The following is an 18,773-nucleotide window of genomic DNA, read 5'->3' on the forward strand; positions in this document are numbered from 1 at the left end:
CAAGGCATAGTATCCTCTATGTCCAATGTTTATGTCCATTTCTCGCAAATTTCTTTTCCTGCACGATATTCAGTTGTCAATTTTCGCTTGGAATCTCATTCATTGAGATTCCGAGAAGTTATTATGGTTCTTTTCTCGTTTTGGAAATTGGGAACGAATCTTCCCGATGGGGATACCCCTTTGAATGATAATGATTAGATTTCTTAGACGAGTGCTCTTATCATATCTATATTTTCTTATTTTGTCAATACCACCGTTCAAAAAAGAACCGGATTACTTCCGGTTCTTTTTTACACGAAGTTTCAATTCTTCTAAAATCTCTTTGTGGTGTCTGGATTCCATCTTCGGGAATGCTTTTACCAGACGAATACTGACTCTTGTACTGCGTCCTGCCAGCTCCGCATATTTTGTTTTCAACTCTTCTATACGGGCCTTTTGTTCTGCCATGCGATTCTTCTGCTCAGTAATCCGTTCTTTTTGTTCTGCCATGCGGGTCTTCTGTTCTTCAGATACCGTCTCCAGCTTCTCACGCAGTTCCAAAGTTGCCGAATCCAGCTGTTTCTTGGCTTCTTCCTGGAATTCCATAGTTTCCATGACATTTTCGTATATATTTTCTCCAACCTTGTCGGAGAATTCTCTCAATTCTGCCGCAATCTTCTCCATTGCTTCCAGGCGTCTGTTCAGCTTCAACACTGCCGAAACAGTTACAACAATATCAACAACCAGAGTCATCCCAAGCAACACACTCAGAGCAATTCCAACCTTCACAGGAATCCACGCCAACACTTTGTGGATGAACGGATGAATCACCTTTACAATGATCACGCACGCAACACCCCAGGCAAGGGAGAACAACAGGCATACATATCCCCCGATATTCAATGGCTGATTCGTATAATCCCACCATTTATGGTGAAATAATTTATCCATCAGATAACCGGTCAGTCCCTCAATCACTGTTACTACAATTATTGAGGTTATATAAAGGAGGAATAAGTTATTTTCAAATGGTGTCAGGAACTGAACGACCACTCCCACTCCGATTCCATAGACCGGACAGATTGGACCATTTAAAAATCCCCGGTTTACAAATTTTCTTTGCTGTGTAGCTGCGTAAGCAACTTCTGTACACCATCCGAAAAAGCCATATGTAAAGAAATAAAGTATAAAAAAATATGTCTGCATACGTCAACTCCCTTCAAATTCTTATCTAGAAAGTATACTTCACATTACAGTTTCCGTCAAATAGTAAATCTTTTAGTTTCCAAATGCAAACAATCGGAAAGAATATCTGCACCCCAGATATCTTTCCGATGTTCAACATGCTTTATTATCTTCTATATCATAAGATATTACTCTTACAATCTGTTCTGAAAACGCAGATATGGAATCTCTATAGGATCTATCGGATCTACTGGATTCTCAATCTGCCCTTTTTCCTTCCGCTTACGCCGTCTCAGCAATTCACCGCCTTTATTGTAGAACCAGAATGAATAAGTCAGGATCTTATCTGCCTTTCCCATCTTATCCTTTGTCGTCTTTCCATACAGAGTTCCGCCAGCTTCTATCGGGACTTTTCTGCGTATCAGGGAAATCAACTCCGTCTCACAAGTTACATATTCCGGTAATTCTGTATAGGCAAGTCCCACACATTCCAGCTTATGTGAATCACTGCCTCCAATCCCCGGCTTTTTATACTTTTTAGCCAGCTTCATTGCACCCTCATTGGACTCTGCTGGTTCACAAGCATTAAAAGCCTCGATAAAATCAAACCGTTTTATGATCTCTGGTGATTTGTAGAAGCGCTTCGTATTCGTAAAGCTAAGATACTTTCCGCCACATGGATGAGCCGGTCCCAGGATTCCACCATGACGATGAACAAAATCGATCAGCATACTTACCGGCATACCTCTCAGTTCCAAAAGGCGCATCTTCACCCCTTCAGGCATAATACAGATAATGTGACCCGCATCACAGGTATCATATTCGATTCCTTTTAATACTACAAAATCCTCGTGAACCTTTCCTTTCATATCATACTTCCAGTGACGGTATCCTTTGTAAGTATCATGGTCGGTAATCAACATACCGTCAAAGCCTTGTTCTTTTAGCTTGGTGATATATTCATCCAATCCCACTTTACTGTCTATAGAACCCTCTTTTACATGACAATGCATATCGATCTTCATAACAAGGCCTCCTTCATTCATATTCTAAAACTATTATATCACATTTGCTTTAAAATACAATAAAACCGGATGGCTATGGATTAAATTACCTTTTTTTCATTTAATACATTTCTTACAATCAATGCACATACCAGCCATGCAATGATATAAACAACTCCTGATATCTGCATTGAAGAAAAACTATACGTCACCATCATTAATATCTGCAATACACATCCAAGTATTGCAATTATCATATTCTTCTTTTTACCCATAATAAAGCACCTCTCCTTCTATAGTCACTACTATATCAGGAGAGGTGTGTCATAATCGGGACTTATAATTCTTCCGTGTTAAATATTTCTATATCATCATCTTCTTCATCTTCTGTATCATTTTCTTTTGGTACTTTTTTCACTTCTTCTGGATCTTCAAAAACATCCTCTTCATCCTCTTCATCATCCAGCATCATTCTTGCCTTCTCAACTTCCGACTCTCTGGAGACTTCTTCTTTCACTTTTCTGGAGTACACTTTTTCTTTTTTTCCAACCTTCCTGGACTGCATCATGAACTGCACCCACATTCCAATCAATGCGATTAAAATACTGATTCCATAGCCAATCCACACATTCTGATTCAAACCTGCCAACGAGGCAATCGCCAGACCTGCTGATACTCCGCCCTCTAGTCCAGTTACAATAATAACAAGCGGTGTTGTCCAAAAAACAGACAAAACTGCCAATACCAAAGCAACAACAAAATAAATAATCAACAAAAATACAGGCTTAACACCCACAAGCGAAGCACAGACACCAAACACATAAAAGAGAATCAGGAAAAAAATCCCCAAACGACGCAGCCATGCAAACAACACCGCAACAATAACCGCACTCACTCCGATCACCGCCAAGAGTGCTGTATCATTAAGTCCGATCATCAGCGCCACGACGCCTCCAATCACCGCTCCCACAACTAAACCAACAATTGCCGTAAGGACTCTTACTATCTTCAATCCAAAGAAACAGATTGCCAAACCTATTACAATAGTCACAATCAAAGCAATCATTAACATCTGTCTGGTCCATGCCAGAAATACATTGCCGTTTTCTCCTAACATTCCCAGCAAGTCACTTCCCATCAGGTTCATCATTTCTTCCATGCCAATTTCTCCTTTGTCCCCTATTACTTATTTTTACCGCTACCATTATAACATTATTTACCACTTTTATTCAATTGGGGACGTAGTATTTTGCAAAAATACTACGTCCCCAATTGAATTTTGCCCTGTACCTTTTTGTTCAAAAAAAGAAGTCCCTTCGAAATTCGAGGGACTTTCCAACATCACACTAAACTTGCTAGAATTCAACTGCGCCTGTCTCTGTTCCGTTAATTACATAGTAAACAGCATTTTCTTCAGGCTTAATATATAATTCCATTGTCTTAATATCGCCAACTTTTTTGCCGGATTTTGTCCATGATTTTTTTACGCTGGCAATGATTTCTTTTTCTTCTACCTGTTTTCCATAACACTGAACATAAGTACTTACTTTGATTTCTTTTTTCGCTGTTGTTTTTTTAGTTGTTGTTTTCTTGGCTGTTGTTGCTGCCTTTTTTGCAGGTGCTTTCTTCTCAGGTGTCTTTTTCTCTGTTGCTTTCTTTTCTGCGGGGGTCTTAGCCGGTTCAGCTTTTGCTTCCGGAGCTACCTTTGTCGCTGTGTTTGTTGCTGCAGTTTCTTTTACAGTTTCATTAGTTGCTGGTGTTACTTTCTTTGTGGCCATGATAATTCCTCCTCAATCTTCCTAAGCCTCATCACCTAGTTCAAGTTATTATAGCACACTTTTTCAAAAAAGCAATTTTCGCTCCTCACTATGCTATCCCCTTTTTCTTAGGCAAATATTTCCAAAATAACCCCTGCGATCACCGAAATAATATACAGAACTCCTACTATTTTTAGATTTTCTTTTTTCTCTCTGTTAATTTTAAACAATACAACCAGTCCAATTCCCGCCCCGGTACACAAACCTGCAATAACAGATGCAAAAGAGATTGCTCCGTTTAAATATAGCTGTGTCAGAATCACAGAAGCCGCACAATTAGGGATCAGTCCAATAACTGCAGCTATGAATGGCTGAAAGATTGTATCTCCAAGCAAAAATGTAGATAATTGTTCAATTCCGAAAATCTCTATGCAAAGATTCAGTACTCCAGTAAATACCAACAAATACACAAATATTTTGATTGTATGATGCCATGCCGGTTTTAAAATCGCAGACTCTTCTTCATGACATCCACATTCATCGCAAAGATTTCCACTTTCTTTTGGTATGGATATCTTCTTTTGAAAGAAAATGTCTATCACATATCCTGCAACAATAGCGATCACCACTTTTGCCACAAGCAATATCCCAACTTCTTGTACAGCATCAGGATTCCCCAGCATAATTAAGATTGCCTCATCTGAAGTTGCAATAAATACAGACAGAAGTGTCCCCACGGAAATAATTCCTCCTGCGTAAAGATTCGCTGCCATAACGGAGAATCCACACTGAGGGATGCATCCTGCGACCGCTCCAAAGATCGGACCTGCCTTTCCTACTTTTGCCAGAACCTTTTCTGTAAATTCACCAGAATAATGCTCCAGTGCTTCTATCAATATAAAGGCTACAAATAAATATGGCAGCATTTTCAAGCAATCCAGACCGGTATCCAGTATCACGTCCTTTATCATTTCCATATATATTGTCCTTTCTGTTTTTGACCTAATAGGTCTATTTTAGATGTTGTTTCGTGAATTTACAAGGAGAAAATGAAAAAATGAGAAAATCTATCCTTTTCCAAAAAAAATCTTGTATACTTATATTATGTTAGACTTAAGTAGGAGGGATTATTTTGAGTACATTTGAACGAATTTCATCTGGGCTTTCCGGCCTGGATTCCATCCTTGATAACATTCGTCTGGGCGACAATGTCGTATGGCAAGTTTCAACTATGGAAGAATATCTATTCTTTGTAGAACCATTTTATCAACAGGCGCTAAGCGATGGACGCAAGATTCTGTATATGCATTTCACTGGTCACCCAAGGCTTCTGGATGAATCTACCCAAGTTCCGTGCTATGAATTTGATCCATCCGAAGGATTTGAGGCTTTCACCATGAATGTTCGAAAACAAATTGCTGCAGAAGGAAAGGATGTCTTCTATATCTTTGACTGTCTGTCGGACTTGCAGGCTGCATGGGCCACCGACCTGATGATGGGGAATTTTTTCCAGGTAACCTGTCCTTATCTGTTTGAACTAAATACTGTCGCTTATTTTCCAATTCTTCGCGGGCTCCACTCTTTTGATGCAATTGCCCGTATTCAGGAGACGACTCAGCTTCTTCTGGACGTCTATAGCGATGCCAACAGCTTGTATATTAATCCACTCAAAGTATGGAATCGTTATTCACTAAATATGTTCCTTCCACACCAATACATTACAAAGGATGGTTCTTTTCTACCTCTGCGCGGAGGATATGAAGTCAGCCGATTTTACACCCTGGTGGACAACATGACTCGCATCTATGAAAATCAGAACCTGGACAGTTGGGAACGTTTCGTATCGGACGCCAGCCGCATTTACCATAAAGACCGTACTTTTTCCGCAGAGACAGAAGATACCTTCTGCCAGAATATGATGTCACGTGATCCAAAGATTCTGGAATTGTTGAAGACATATTTTGAACCAGAGGATTATTTTCATATCTATAATCGTATGATCGGAACCGGAAGTATCGGTGGAAAAGCCTGTGGCATGCTTCTCGCGAGAAAAATCGTTGCTAAAGATGCGCCAGAAGTATTTCAACACATGGAACCACATGACTCCTATTATCTTGGTTCAGATGTCTTCTATACGTATATTGTACATAATAAGTTCTGGCGTCTTCATATCAGTCAAAAGACAAAAGAAGGATACTTTCATCTGGCCCCTCAGATCGAAGAAGCATTCAAAAACGGAGTCTTTCCAGAAGCAACAAGGCAACAGTTTATTCGTATGTTAGAATATTTTGGGCAACGCCCGATCATTGTCCGCTCCAGCAGTCTTCAGGAAGACGGTTTTGGAAATGCATTTGCCGGAAAATATGAATCTGTCTTCTGCATTAACACTGGTGATATCACCGAGCGTCTGACGGAACTGGAAAATGCTGTCCGCACCGTATATGCCAGTACCATGAATCTGTCTGCACTGGAATACCGGAAACAGCGCGGGCTTGGTTATAAGGATGAACAGATGGCTCTTTTGATTCAGCGTGTATCCGGTTCCATGTACGAAGATTTTCTGATGCCCAATGCTGCCGGCGTCGGTTATTCCTACAGTTCCTATCGCTGGAGCGATTCTCTGGATGCTTCCTGCGGAATGCTGCGACTTGTCATGGGGCTCGGAACCCGTGCGGTCGACCGTACCGAAGGAGATTATCCACGAATTGTCAATCTGGCTCAGCCAGAAAGTTCTACCCTGACCGACAGTTGGGCAAAGCATCAATATTCCCAGCGTTATGTAGATCTGATTGACTACCGGAATAAGGCACTTGCCACCCGTTCGGTCAAAGAGGTTACTCCTTATATGGATCCATGGTATAAACGAATGGTTCTGGAACATGATTTTGATGCAGAACGAACCTTCCGGGAACGAGGACAGCATCGTGAGATCCTCTTCGCAAGTTGTGAAGGTCTTGTTCGGAATAAAGCATTTACCGAATGTATGAAGTCTCTTCTTCGCACATTGCAAAACGCATATAATTATCCGGTGGATATTGAATTTACGATCAACAGCAATGCTTCCGGTGAATTCGTCTTCAACCTGCTTCAATGCCGTCCGCTTCAGATCGGTACATCACGGGACGCAGTCACCGTTCCAGATTTTCCAAAGGAACAGACCGTCTTCTCTGTGACCAATTCCTCCATGGGAGGATCCCAGTCTGAACGGATTGACTACATTGTATGGGTAGACTCCAAGGGCTACTATCAATGTCCATATAAGCAAAAACCGGACATTGCTCGTATTATCGGTGACATCAATCATTATTTCCGAAAAAGCAACGAGAAACTTATGCTCTTCGTTCCGGGAAGAATCGGCACATCCTCACCAGAACTTGGCGTTCCGGTAACATTCGCGGAGATTCATCATTTCCATGCCATCTGCGAGATGTCTGACAGTGAAGTCGGTTACATGCCAGAACTTTCTTACGGGAGCCACATGTTCCAAGATCTGGTAGAAGCAGAGATTTTCTATACCGCCATCTTTGACAATAACAGAACAATCTATTTCAATAAGGACTTCTTCAAAGATGAACCAAATGTATTGACCAATATTCTTCCCGACTGCGGAGAATATACAGATATCATCCGGGTCTACAACCTGCATGGAAAAGGAATACGTCTATACTCTGATGTAAGAAACGAAAAGACAGTGCTGGGATAAAGCACTGTCTTACGTTTTTATTAAAAACTTTTTCTCTTTTAAGGTATTCTCTATCATATCTAGAGTATCTTCGCTGTCTGCAGTAACCTTATGATAATGATAGTTAGATGTTATATTCTTCAACGGACTGGACTTGCCACTTCGGATATCTTCCATAAATTCTCCCACTTTTCTTCTCGAATTAATATGAAGTTCCGCCTCGATATGACCATATACCCGGTGATTGACCATAACATTTTCTACACAGCCCCCCAGATCAACGATGGCGCACAATTCTTCTTCCAACTGATCATCGGTATGCTGTACTTTAAATACTCTGCTGACCGTCTTCGGAGTATTCAAGATATATCCCCGGTTTGTGGAGATGATATCGTAACCCGCCGCACGAATCAATGCAATGTCCTGCACAATGACCTGGCGGCTTACTTCATATGTGGAAGCCAGCCTGCTTCCTGACACCGGCACTGCACTTTCTTGTATCTGCCGGATAATCTCTGTTCTTCTTTCAGAACCAGTCATAAATGCTTCTCACCTCCCTGATCATATACGAACTCTTTTGCTGGTTTTCCTTGCAGCACTCATTGTCTGCACAGCTATTATACCACATGAAGATTCTTTAGGGAAATATCTAATATTGGTGCAGAATGAGTCAAAGCTCCGCTGGAAATATAATCCACGCCCAAGGATGTCAGACGTCCGATATTCTCTCTGGTAACATTTCCTGAACATTCTGTCTTGGCGCGTCCATCTATGATACGGATTGCCTCTTGCATCTCTTCTGTAGACATATTATCAAGCATGATGATATCTGCGCCTGCTTCAACCGCTTCTCTCACCATATCCAGATTCTCCACTTCCACTTCAATCTTTCTCACAAAAGGAGCATATTCCTTTGCCATCTGAACCGCTTTCGTCACACTGCCGGCTGCACCAATATGATTATCCTTCAGCAATACTCCATCCGACAGATTATACCGATGATTATATCCTCCGCCTACGCGAACTGCATATTTTTCAAAAATCCTCATATTCGGCGTTGTCTTACGAGTATCCAACAGTTTCGTATGACTGCCTTCTAACAGTGATGCGACCGAATGTGTGTAGGTCGCAATTCCGCTCATACGCTGAAGATAATTCAAGGCAACCCGCTCACCAGATAACAGGACACGGATATCACCAAGAACCTTTCCCATCAGCTGTCCATTTTTCACTTCGTCTCCATCTTTACAATACAACTGAACCTCTGTATCTGCATCCAGCAACTGGAACACTCTGGCAAATACCTCAAGCCCGGCGATAATTCCATCCTGTTTGCAGATCAGATCCACTTCGCCTTTCACCGCTTCTTTCATCACAGAATTCGTGGTTACATCCTCACTGGAAATATCTTCTTTCAGCGCTTCCAGGATCAGATGATCCGCCTGTAAAGTCATTGTAATCTTATTCATAATCTAATGTCTCCTTCTCTTCACACTATGAGCGTCCAATCTTTTGTGCTGCCCGTTTAGCAAATACCATACTCTCCAGCAGCGAATTACTTGCCAGACGATTCGCCCCATGTACACCATTGCAACTCGTCTCACCAACAGCATACAGATGATCCATAGAAGTCCGGCTGTCAGAATCCACCCAGATTCCACCCATAAAATAATGCTGCGCCGGCACTACCGGAATACATTCCTTCGTTACATCGTACCCTTCTTCGAGACAATGCTGGTATATATTCGGAAAATGCTTCATAATCTCCTCTTTCGGGATATGCTCCATAGAAAGCCATACATATTCGGAACCGTCTTTCTCCATCTGTTCATGAATAGCCTTTGTCACCACATCCCGCGGCAACAGCTCATCAACAAAACGCTCTTTCTTCTTATTATATAACACAGCACCCTCTCCTCGCACAGATTCCGATATTAAGAATCGTCGTCCCGGCTTTTCAGAATAAAGTGTCGTCGGGTGAATCTGCACATAGTCCAGATGTTCCAGGCGAATGCCGTGTTTTTTCGAAATATCAAGTGCATCACCTGTCAAATGTGGGAAATTCGTAGAATGCTTATATTTTCCGCCAATACCGCCACTTGCCAGAATCGTATTCTCTGCATATACAGTCAGCTTACCATGTTCATTTTCTGCCAGAATACCGATACATCTTCCATCATCTTCAATAATATCCGTCATAGCTGTATATTCATAAATAGTCACATTGTCAAGTTTCTTGACCTGTGCCAACAGCTTACTTGTAATCTCCTTTCCCGTAATATCCTCATGAAATAAAATACGTGGTTTTGAATGAGCACCTTCTCGGGTATACTCAAACTCTCCATCCTTTTTTTCAAATTCCACTCCATATCCAACCAACTCGTTGATAATATCTCTAGAACTTCGAATCATAATATCTACAGATTCTCTGCGGTTCTCATAGTGCCCCGCCTTCATTGTATCTTCAAAATAGCTGTCATAGTCAGATTCATCTCTCAAAACGCAGATTCCTCCCTGAGCCAGAAAAGAGTCACTGCTCTCCAGATCTGATTTTGTAATCATAAGAATCTTCTTGTCCGAGGGCAGATGAAGTGCACTGAACAGACCAGCCACTCCTGTACCAACAATAACAACATCGGTATGTATCTTCATCTTTCAATCCTTCCCGGTGCCAAAATGCCCCATTTATTCGCAGATACTTTTTGTTCTGCATCTTCTCTACTTCGCAAGCTCCAGCATTCTCTCCAATGGTTTCACAGAAGCTTCGCGAAGCTCTTCTGTAATCTGGACTTCATTCTCTCCTGTCTCCAGAACATGCAATATCTTTTCCAAAGAATTCTTCTTCATATTTGGACAGGTCGGGACTGAATTCGGAAAATAAAACTTCTTTTCTGGATTGTTCTGACAAAGCTTATAAGAAACTCCTTCTTCCGTACAGATAATAAATTCTTTTTCTTCGCTTTCAGTCGCGTATCTAATAATCCCGGAAGTGCTTCCAATATAATCAGAAATCTCCAGAATCTCTGTCCTGCATTCTGGATGAGATAATACTTTTGCCTCTGGATGTTCTTTTTTTACTTCCAGAACTTCCTCTGCCTGCATTCTTTCATGCGTCGGACAGAATCCTTCGTTATATACAAAATTCTTCTCCGGCACAAGCCCTGCAATATAATGAGCCAGATTACGGTCCGGAATAAAGAAAATGTTTTTATTGGGAAGTGCCTTTACAATCTTCACTGCATTCGCCGAAGTTACACATACATCAGAATATTTCTTCAATTCTGCTGTAGAATTGATATAACACACAACCGCCAGATCTTCATATGTATCCCGCATCTTCTGAATAATCTCAGGATCTGCCATATGCGCCATCGGGCAATCTGCGCTCAGATCCGGCATAAGCACTGTCTTCTGGGGATTCAATGCCTTGGCACTCTCTCCCATAAATTCAACACCGCAGAATACAATGGTCTGCTCTTTAAGCCCAACGGCTACTTTACTAAGATAATAGGAGTCCCCAATATAGTCTGCAATTTCCTGTACTTCCGGCTTCACATAATAATGTGCCAGAATCACTGCGTTCTTCTCTTTTTTCAACTTTTCAATTTTATCTACGATAGTCATAACTTTTTCTCTCCTTTTTCAGACTCAGACCATTATACCACTGTAATTTACATGTGACAAGACAGTTGTATTTACAAATATTAATTTTTAAATATTTTCAATCACAGATATGCGAAAGTAATAAAAAAGAATGGGAAAAGATATCATAACCTTTTCCCATTCTTTTAATCTACAGATTTTAGTGATTCTGCCATGCTGATGCGTTTTAATTTGCCATTCATGACAAGATCTACGAACCAGGCAAATGCAAAAGTCAACAGTATACTATACACATAACTGATCGGTGCAATCCGGACATCAAATGCCACCTGATCTACCTTTACCTGCGACATCACAAACATGTGAAAATATTTTCCAAGAACGAGTCCTGCCATCGTTCCTATAAATGTCAGTATCATGTTTTCACGGAATACATAACTTGCAGTTTCATTCCTATAAAAGCCCAGTACCTTAATCGTTGCGATTTCTTTTATGCGTTCCGTGATATTGATATTGGTAAGGTTATACAATACAATAAATGCCAGTCCGGCCGCACATACAATAATTACCACTACTACCAGATTCATACTGTTCATCATGCTGGCGAAGCGAGTCTTGGTATCTTCAGATACCGTTACATTCGTCACTTCATCCATCTTCATCAGATCTGCAGAAAGCTGATGCACATCTGCTTTTTCTGAGGCGTTGATATAGACAGCATTCAGAGATGCATCCTCTCCCATATATTTCTCATAAGTCTGCGTCGTCATGTATACATAATTTCTAATGTGATTTTCAAAGATACCACTGACTTTAAGTTCCATGGTCTCATGGTTCTCATCCTGTAGTGTAATGGTATCTCCTACTTCTATCTCATAGTTCTCTGCAATCGCTTCGGAAAGAATACACTCTCCCTCTCCCGGATAAGATATTTTCTTACCATCCGGATCTTTCAGATGTACAAATGGAGAAATATCTTCCTTCTCATCCACTGCAACCAGATTGATACCCTTCAATTGGTCTCCATGAACAAGATCCATACTCTTTTCCATCACATAGACAGACTCCGATACCTCTTTTCCCAGTGACTTCTTAATCTCAGCCTTTGTACTTTCCTCTACTTCATCTGCCAATGTTACACTCATATCATAAATCTGGATATTATCATATTGATCGCTTGCTATGTTCGTCACTGAATCATTGATTCCGAATCCCGTCACAAGTAATGCTGTACATCCGCTGATACCGATTACCATCATCAGGAACCGTTTCTTATAACGAAATACATTCCGATAGGACACTTTATATAAGAATTTCAGGCGTTTCCAGATAAATGGCACTCGCTCAAGAAGCACTCGCTTTCCGGCCTTTGGCGCTTTTGGTCTCATCAGCTCCGCTGCCACCTCACCAAGTTCCTTGCGGCAAGTCAGGAACGTAGTTCCGGCAGAACATGCTACAGACACAATCAATGAGATCAGACCAAGCTGCCAATCCAATACATATGACAATTTTCCCACATCGTACATCATTCCATAGGCATACCAGATGACATTCGGGAACAGCCAGGTTCCACCAAAGAATCCAATCAAACAACCTAACACTGCTGCTGTGCTTGAATAGAACAGATACTTGCCCATAATCGATGACTTACTATAACCCAGTGCTTTTAACACACCGATCTGCGTTCTCTGTTCTTCAATCATCCGGCTCATCGTAGTAATACATACCAGTGCCGCTACAGCGAAGAAGAATACCGGGAATACATTGGCAATTCCATTGATGATTGCCGAATCACCCTCGAAACATGCATATCCAACATTCGTATTTCGATCCAACAGATAGCTTTCCGGTGATGCAAGATCTTCGATCTCTTCTCTTGCATCCGCAATCTTCTTCTCTGCATCTGCAATCTCATCTACAAATTCCTGATAGCCTTCCCCATACTCTGCCAGACCATCGTTATATTCCTGCCATCCATCCTGAAGCTCTGCTTCATTCTTTGCGATCTCAGCTTTTCCACTCTCAATCTCAGCCTCTCCTGCAAAGAACGCATTCCAGCTTTCTGCTATCTGCTTCTTTCCAGACTCAATCTGGGCTTTGCCGGAATCCAATTCCTTCTGGGCAGCCTCCAGTTGGGCTCTTACTGCTGCAAGCTGGGCATCTGCATCATCTAAGTTCTGTCTCTGGGCATCGATTGTTTCCTGCGCTGTCTGAATCTGTTCCAGATGATTCGTAATCTCTTTCTGTTTTTGAGCAATCGCAGCGGAAGCACCTGCAAGTTTTCCATTCATAATGGCTATTCTTTGTGCAGCAGACAGGGTGCTTGTGTCAGTTCCTTCTCCGGTACTCCCTTCCGACAATCCTGAAAGTAATTCATCCACCGCCTCTTCCAATGGCGCAAGAATCGCTTCTTTTTGTTCTGGCGGAAAAGAATACAATGCGGCCGCATCTAATAAATCAACCTGTTGTTGCAGCTTTGAGACTTGATTCTGTGCCTCATTTAGCTGATTTTGTCCAGCTTCTAATGCCGCTTTATTCTCATTCAACTGCGTCTGACTGCTTTCCAGCTGTTGTCTTCCTTCTGCTACCTGCGCTTCTTTTTCCACTAATAGTGCCCAGTTACTTTCCAGTTCTGCCACACTACTATTTAATACAGCTTCATTCTGAGCAAGTTCTGATTCCGCATTCTGTAGCTGTGAACGGCTGGCATCCAGCTCCTTCTGGCCATCAGCCAGTTCTTTTTTTGCATCAGCGATCTTGCGGTCCGCGTCTTCCAGCTTCGCTTTCGCCTCCTCAAGTTCTGCTCTTGCATCGGCAAGCTCTGCTTCTCCCTCCGCTCTTCCATCAGCCAGTTCCTGTTCCGCATCATTCAACTTCTCTTCTGCATCTGCCAGGATTCTTGCATAGTGATGTTCTGCCGCCTCTTTCGCCAGATCTTCCCATTCCTCTTCCTTATCATCCATATAAGCATCATATTCATCACTGTATATCTCATAATCCTGATCAAACTTCACCAGAATCTCTGTATAATAGTCTGTATCAAAGCTCTCCCATGGAAGATACATGAAGCCACTGATGCGTCCATTTCCAAGAGAAGTATTGCCTCTCTCAAACTGTATATAATTGGAGGATTGCGCCAGTCCTACAATGGTATATTCTGTTTTTGTAAAGCATTCCAGATCATCTTCATCGTTCGTATCCGAAAGCACCAGCGTCTGCCCGATATCTTTCTTGGTAAAACAAGAAGAATCCACAAGACACTCTCCTGCATTCTTCGGCATACGGCCTTCCATAAGTTCAATTCCATTTATATCTTCCGGGAGATTATAGGCCTTTAACACCATTTCATTCTCTCCGTCAATATTGCACAGAACATCCATATTGAAGACACCTTCTGCGTACCTTACATCCTTCTGCTTAGCAAGGAAGTCCACATCCTCTTGTTCAAAGCCAAGAGAAGACAATATCCGGTAATCATAGAATTGCTTCTCCGTCAAATATTGATTGACCGTCTTTACCATAGCAGGCTGTGTCACTTTCAGACCCGAAAAAAGGCCGACTCCCAAAGCAACAATCGCAAGAATCGCAAGAAATCGGCCCATACTTTGTTTAATTTCCCGTGTAGTAGATTTCCACATATTCGACTTCATTTTCCACCTGTCCAAAAAAGCATAAATTGCAGATATTTTTCAATAATATAGAATTATTTTAACATCTTTTGGCACAAGATTCTATTAAATATCTGTGAAAAATAAATGAATCACTTTTTATATTCCTCAGTTCTAAGAGCATTCATAGCCTGTTTCTTTGCAAATCGGGCTTCTTCACTGTCCTCTGAATCAAAATATCCGTTGGCATTCACTCTTGTCATATCATACATAGTGGACGCAACCGTTGCCTTGATTCGTGTATCAAGTGTAGCTGCATTAATTGCCATACCTCCCCAGCCACAAATACCAATAATACCAATCTTGTCGGCATCTACGTTATCCTGTACGGAAAGGAAGTCAACGGCAGCCATAAAATCCTCCGTATTAATATCAGGCGATGCCATATATCTTGGCAATCCACCACTCTCTCCGGTAAAAGATGGATCAAATGCGATTGTAAGAAATCCTCTCTCTGCCATTGTCTGTGCGTACAATCCAGCACACTGCTCCTTTACCGCACCGAATGGACCACTTACTGCAATTGCCGGAAGCTTACCCTCTGCATTCTTTGGAATATACATGTCTGCTACAAGAGTAATTCCATATCGATTCATGAATGTAATCTTCTTGTGATCCACCTTTTCGCTCTTAGGAAAAGTCTTATCCCACGCTGTAACCATCTTAAGCTCTTCTGTCTTCATAATATCAAATACCTCCGTATTAAAAATTCTATTGAAATGAAAGCCTTTTTGCTTTATGATATTATCATAAGACCTAAACTTAACTTTAGGTCAAGTATTATTTTCAAATTTTGAAAGAAGGTTTTTATGTACACAATTGGTCAAGTATCCGAGATGTTTCATCTCCCTATTTCTACCTTAAGATATTACGATAAAGAAGGATTTTTCCCTAATCTTAAACGCAAAGGCAATATTAGACACTTCGGTGATAATGAACTTGAAGCAATCCGAGTAATCGAGTGCTTAAAACAATCAGGTCTTGAAATAAAGGATATAAAACAATTCTTTGAATGGGTTACAGAAGGCTCCTCTAGCTATCAAAAACGAAAAGAATTATTTGAACATCGAAAAAGTACAGTTTACAAGGGACTACACAGGGTAGGTATCTGACGGGAGGGGTGCCGCCAGTCAGATTTTCCATGTGATGTTCAAGCTGTCGCTTGTGGCGGCTATGGTGGTGATCATCAAATCCACCACACGCCGCTTGTCATCAAAAGATACATTCTCCCAGGTATCGAGGTAGCCGGAAATCTGGCTGACCTGTTCCGGGCTGATGGCCTCCACAGTCAACTCCGCTATCCTTGCCAGAAGTTCCTGCTTGCGCCCGTCCAGTTCCGCTATCTTCACATTCACATAGGAGAACAGGACATTGTTTGCCCCCGTCAGACTGTCCACCAGCTTTTCAATCTCGCTGTCTACATGGGCAAGTTCCACTTGCAGGGCGGTGATTTTCGGGTTTGCCTTTGCCGCTTTCTTTTTTCCTGTCAGCGTCTTGTAGCTTGCCAGCTTCTTTACCATCTGCTGATAAACAACCGCTTCCAGTTCCGAAGTGATGATTTTCCCACAGCCAGGACAGCTTTTATTGTCCAGCCGTTTCGTGCAGCGGAGATACTGTTTGCCGGAGGGATTGTAGATACTCATAAGAGCATACCCGCAATTCCCGCACTTGATTTTTCCTGCCAGCCATGTGTGGGTGGCTTTCCGGGCAGACTGGATTTTCATGTTGTTCATCAGCTTCTTGCGGCAGGTCAGCCAGGTGTCGGAGGGGACGATACCCTCATGGGGAGCCAGTACCAGCATTTGGTCTTTTAAGTCGTTTTTCTTGCTGGCCTTTACATCTCGCCCTTGATACAGATAGCAGCCGTTCATGCCCGTAAAATCGGCAACGTCATTGACAATGACTGTACCTTGACTTTTGAAAAATTCGTACACATCAAGGTCTGCCTGCACATAGACAGGATTGCGTAACATCTGCGCCAGCGTGGGGCGTATCAGCTCTTTGCCATGGAACAAAATCCCCTGTTCGGCAAAGTACCGGGTAATGTCCCCGTAGGAAGTTGTGGGCTGGGCGTACATCTCAAACATCAGCCGGATATTGGCCGCTTCCTCCGGGTTTACCACCAGCTTCTTTGTGTTGATACCGTCCATCTTGATAGGCTCCGTATGGAAGCCGTAAGGGGCTTTCCCGCCCATCTTAAAGCCCCGCTGACTGCGGGAGTAGTAAGCGTCCGTTACCCGCTTCTGTATCGTTTCCCGTTCAAGCTGGGCGAACACGATACAGATATTCAGCATGGCCCGTCCCATCGGCGTGGAGGTATCAAACTTTTCCGTAGAGGACACAAACTCCACATTGTACTGCTGGAACAGCTCCATCATGTTGGCAAAGTCCAGAATGGAACGGCTGATACGGTCGAGCTTGTAAACCACGACCTTTGCAATCAAGCCCCGCTTGATGTCCCGCACCAGTTCTTGAAACTTCGGACGGTCTGTGTTCTTGCCGCTGTACCCTTTGTCTGTGTATTCCTTGCAGTTACCGCCTTTCAACTCGTATTTGCAAAATTCAATCTGGCTTTCAATGGAAATGCTGTCCTTTTTGTCTACCGATTGTCTTGCATAGATTGCGTCTATCCGATTGTTCATATTGTCGCTCCTTTTCTTAAAAAAGAAACGGAGCTGCTGACAGTTCTATTATACCGCCAGCAGCCCCGCAAATCAATGATGGGTTTGGAAAACCTTATGTCCCGGCTTCCTCACTCTCCCGCTTGTCGGCGTACTTGCGGAACACCTCATAAAGCTGCTGTTCCAGTTCCCGGCGTTTGGCTGCTTCCTGTTCCGGCGTGAACACCGGGGAGAGATTTTCCAGTGTGATTTCCTTTCCCTGAAAAGTCACGATTTCGATTTCCTTTTTGTATCTGATATTACTTATAAGATCACCTTTCCTTTCCATGCTGCCGCTGTTGCCGTTTCAGTTCCGCTAAAATCTCCGGCGGGATACGGTCAACCAGCCGCCGCATATCGTCCAGTTCGCTTTTTAACTTCGCCCGTTCCATCGTGTCATTCATCTTGCCTTTTTCGCTGGCCTTTGCCCTGACTTCCAGCTTTTCATTTTCCGCTAACAAGTCATTGATTGTGACCTTGTATTTTTTCAGTTGCCCGGAGAAGTTCTCCATCTGCGGAAACCACTTTTTCAGCATGGAGAGGGCTTCCTCTTTCTTCTTTCCGGCGTTCAGCGGGGTAATGCCGGAGAGAACCGCTTCAATGGCCCTCGCCTGTTTGGAGAGGTTGACCGCCTGTTTGAACAGCCGGGTGGGGATATGCTTCCGGCCCGTCTTGCTGGCGCTTTCCCCACGCTCCAGGTCGGGGTACTGCTCCACCATACAGGCGTGAAAATCGTCCTGCCACTTCGTCAGATTGGCCCGGTTGCCGATAATTTCTTTGGCGCACAGGCGGTTGTCCTTTGTCAGCGGCACAAAGACCAAGTGCAGATGGGGCGTTTTTTCATCCATGTGTACCATAGCCGAAACGATGTTCTCCCGGCCCACCCGGTCAATGAGGAAGTCCGCCGCCCTCTGGAAGTAGGCCGCTATCTCCTTTGGGGACTTGCCCTTGAAAAACTCCGGGCTGGCGGTAATCAGCGTGTCCACAAACCGAGTGCTGTCCTTGCGGGTGCGGCATCTGGCCTGCTCGATGCGGCTCTGAATGAAATGGTAGTAGCGGCCATCCGGCTTGACGATGTGGAAATTGTACTTGCTCCGGCTGGTGTCAATGTCCGGGTTGCTGGCGTACTGCTCCTTTTTCCGTTCATGGTGGGCTTCCAGCGGCCCCGCCGGGTGGCCCTTGTGCTTCTCAAATCGCAAAATTGCGTGTTGTGCCATTGAACTCCTTTCCCCATT

Annotated in this window: 15 protein-coding genes and 2 pseudogenes; 2 read left to right on the top strand and 15 right to left on the bottom strand. The window is 42.9% G+C overall.

Going from position 1 to position 18,773, the window contains the following annotated elements; genetic code table 11:
- Nucleotides 1-273 precede the first annotated feature (273 nt).
- The 6 genes from ABE613_RS14270 to ABE613_RS14295 form a co-directional block, all read right to left on the bottom strand.
- On the bottom strand, nt 274-1,185 hold the full coding sequence (locus ABE613_RS14270) for a putative ABC transporter permease (RefSeq protein WP_347376732.1): 912 nt from the start codon (nt 1,183-1,185) through the stop codon (nt 274-276).
- Nucleotides 1,186-1,358: 173 nt separating this feature from the next.
- Nucleotides 1,359-2,189 (bottom strand): PHP domain-containing protein, encoded by an 831-nt coding sequence (locus ABE613_RS14275; protein ID WP_347376733.1) that lies wholly within the window; start codon nt 2,187-2,189, stop codon nt 1,359-1,361.
- A gap of 80 nt (nt 2,190-2,269) precedes the next feature.
- Nucleotides 2,270-2,443: a hypothetical protein gene (locus ABE613_RS14280; RefSeq protein WP_235233579.1), complete on the bottom strand. Its 174-nt coding sequence runs from the start codon at nt 2,441-2,443 to the stop codon at nt 2,270-2,272.
- A gap of 62 nt (nt 2,444-2,505) precedes the next feature.
- The gene (locus tag ABE613_RS14285; protein WP_235233577.1) at nt 2,506-3,327 is read right to left on the bottom strand and encodes a hypothetical protein; all 822 of its coding nucleotides are present in this window, start codon (nt 3,325-3,327) and stop codon (nt 2,506-2,508) included.
- Nucleotides 3,328-3,523: 196 nt separating this feature from the next.
- Entirely contained in the window at nt 3,524-3,946 is a 423-nt protein-coding gene (locus ABE613_RS14290) for a DUF6465 family protein (RefSeq protein WP_235233576.1), read from the bottom strand.
- Between the two features lie 107 nt (nt 3,947-4,053).
- Nucleotides 4,054-4,902, bottom strand: coding sequence for a putative manganese transporter (locus tag ABE613_RS14295; protein WP_235233573.1), 849 nt, complete (start codon nt 4,900-4,902; stop codon nt 4,054-4,056).
- 155 nt (nt 4,903-5,057) lie between these two features.
- Between ABE613_RS14295 and ABE613_RS14300 the strand changes: the two genes are divergently transcribed.
- The gene (locus tag ABE613_RS14300; RefSeq protein WP_347376734.1) at nt 5,058-7,628 is read left to right on the top strand and encodes a PEP/pyruvate-binding domain-containing protein; all 2,571 of its coding nucleotides are present in this window, start codon (nt 5,058-5,060) and stop codon (nt 7,626-7,628) included.
- Nucleotides 7,629-7,637: 9 nt separating this feature from the next.
- Here the strand turns inward: ABE613_RS14300 and ABE613_RS14305 are convergent, their stop codons facing one another.
- From ABE613_RS14305 to ABE613_RS14330, 6 genes and pseudogenes are all read right to left on the bottom strand, one after another.
- A complete protein-coding gene (locus ABE613_RS14305) occupies nt 7,638-8,147 on the bottom strand; it encodes a transcription repressor NadR (protein WP_347376735.1) in 510 nt (169 codons plus the stop codon).
- A gap of 77 nt (nt 8,148-8,224) precedes the next feature.
- Nucleotides 8,225-9,076, bottom strand: coding sequence for a carboxylating nicotinate-nucleotide diphosphorylase (gene nadC, locus ABE613_RS14310; protein ID WP_347376736.1), 852 nt, complete (start codon nt 9,074-9,076; stop codon nt 8,225-8,227).
- Between the two features lie 25 nt (nt 9,077-9,101).
- On the bottom strand, nt 9,102-10,259 hold the full coding sequence (locus ABE613_RS14315) for an L-aspartate oxidase (RefSeq protein ID WP_347376737.1): 1,158 nt from the start codon (nt 10,257-10,259) through the stop codon (nt 9,102-9,104).
- A gap of 66 nt (nt 10,260-10,325) precedes the next feature.
- Entirely contained in the window at nt 10,326-11,231 is a 906-nt protein-coding gene (gene nadA / locus ABE613_RS14320) for a quinolinate synthase NadA (protein WP_347376738.1), read from the bottom strand.
- A 164-nt stretch (nt 11,232-11,395) separates the two neighbouring features.
- Nucleotides 11,396-14,860 (bottom strand): ABC transporter permease, encoded by a 3,465-nt coding sequence (locus ABE613_RS14325; RefSeq protein WP_347376739.1) that lies wholly within the window; start codon nt 14,858-14,860, stop codon nt 11,396-11,398.
- Nucleotides 14,861-14,976: 116 nt separating this feature from the next.
- Nucleotides 14,977-15,561 (bottom strand): annotated as a pseudogene (locus ABE613_RS14330) (alpha/beta hydrolase); the annotation flags it as partial.
- A 126-nt stretch (nt 15,562-15,687) separates the two neighbouring features.
- Here ABE613_RS14330 and ABE613_RS14335 point away from each other — a divergent pair.
- A pseudogene (locus ABE613_RS14335) lies at nt 15,688-15,960 on the top strand (MerR family transcriptional regulator); the annotation flags it as partial.
- Nucleotides 15,961-16,008: 48 nt separating this feature from the next.
- On the opposite strand, the gene ABE613_RS14340 reads toward ABE613_RS14335, so the two are convergent.
- From ABE613_RS14340 to mobV, 3 genes are all read right to left on the bottom strand, one after another.
- Nucleotides 16,009-17,520 carry a recombinase family protein gene (locus tag ABE613_RS14340; protein WP_002575864.1) on the bottom strand — a complete coding sequence of 504 codons (1,512 nt, stop codon included), beginning with the start codon at nt 17,518-17,520 and terminating at the stop codon, nt 16,009-16,011.
- A 94-nt stretch (nt 17,521-17,614) separates the two neighbouring features.
- Entirely contained in the window at nt 17,615-17,827 is a 213-nt protein-coding gene (locus ABE613_RS14345; protein WP_002584948.1) for a hypothetical protein, read from the bottom strand.
- Nucleotides 17,811-18,755 carry a MobV family relaxase gene (gene mobV, locus ABE613_RS14350; protein ID WP_002575862.1) on the bottom strand — a complete coding sequence of 315 codons (945 nt, stop codon included), beginning with the start codon at nt 18,753-18,755 and terminating at the stop codon, nt 17,811-17,813. The genes ABE613_RS14345 and mobV overlap by 17 nt, the downstream gene beginning before the upstream one ends.
- Nucleotides 18,756-18,773 lie beyond the last annotated feature (18 nt).

The organism is Dorea chungnamensis (assembly GCF_039832125.1).
Classification (GTDB): domain Bacteria; phylum Bacillota; class Clostridia; order Lachnospirales; family Lachnospiraceae; genus JAFBIX01.

Bases quoted from the DNA above. Each gene is read 5' to 3' on its own strand.
- ABE613_RS14285 (WP_235233577.1), bottom strand. From the start codon at position 3,327: ATGGAAGAAATGATGAACCTGATGGGAAGTGACTTGCTGGGAATGTTA.
- nadA (WP_347376738.1), bottom strand. From the start codon at position 11,231: ATGACTATCGTAGATAAAATTGAAAAGTTGAAAAAAGAGAAGAACGCA.
- ABE613_RS14315 (WP_347376737.1), bottom strand. From the start codon at position 10,259: ATGAAGATACATACCGATGTTGTTATTGTTGGTACAGGAGTGGCTGGT.
- nadC (WP_347376736.1), bottom strand. From the start codon at position 9,076: ATGAATAAGATTACAATGACTTTACAGGCGGATCATCTGATCCTGGAA.
- ABE613_RS14270 (WP_347376732.1), bottom strand. From the start codon at position 1,185: ATGCAGACATATTTTTTTATACTTTATTTCTTTACATATGGCTTTTTC.
- ABE613_RS14345 (WP_002584948.1), bottom strand. From the start codon at position 17,827: ATGGAAAGGAAAGGTGATCTTATAAGTAATATCAGATACAAAAAGGAA.
- mobV (WP_002575862.1), bottom strand. From the start codon at position 18,755: ATGGCACAACACGCAATTTTGCGATTTGAGAAGCACAAGGGCCACCCG.
- ABE613_RS14275 (WP_347376733.1), bottom strand. From the start codon at position 2,189: ATGAAGATCGATATGCATTGTCATGTAAAAGAGGGTTCTATAGACAGT.
- ABE613_RS14305 (WP_347376735.1), bottom strand. From the start codon at position 8,147: ATGACTGGTTCTGAAAGAAGAACAGAGATTATCCGGCAGATACAAGAA.
- ABE613_RS14295 (WP_235233573.1), bottom strand. From the start codon at position 4,902: ATGGAAATGATAAAGGACGTGATACTGGATACCGGTCTGGATTGCTTG.
- ABE613_RS14340 (WP_002575864.1), bottom strand. From the start codon at position 17,520: ATGAACAATCGGATAGACGCAATCTATGCAAGACAATCGGTAGACAAA.
- ABE613_RS14280 (WP_235233579.1), bottom strand. From the start codon at position 2,443: ATGGGTAAAAAGAAGAATATGATAATTGCAATACTTGGATGTGTATTG.
- ABE613_RS14290 (WP_235233576.1), bottom strand. From the start codon at position 3,946: ATGGCCACAAAGAAAGTAACACCAGCAACTAATGAAACTGTAAAAGAA.
- ABE613_RS14325 (WP_347376739.1), bottom strand. From the start codon at position 14,860: ATGAAGTCGAATATGTGGAAATCTACTACACGGGAAATTAAACAAAGT.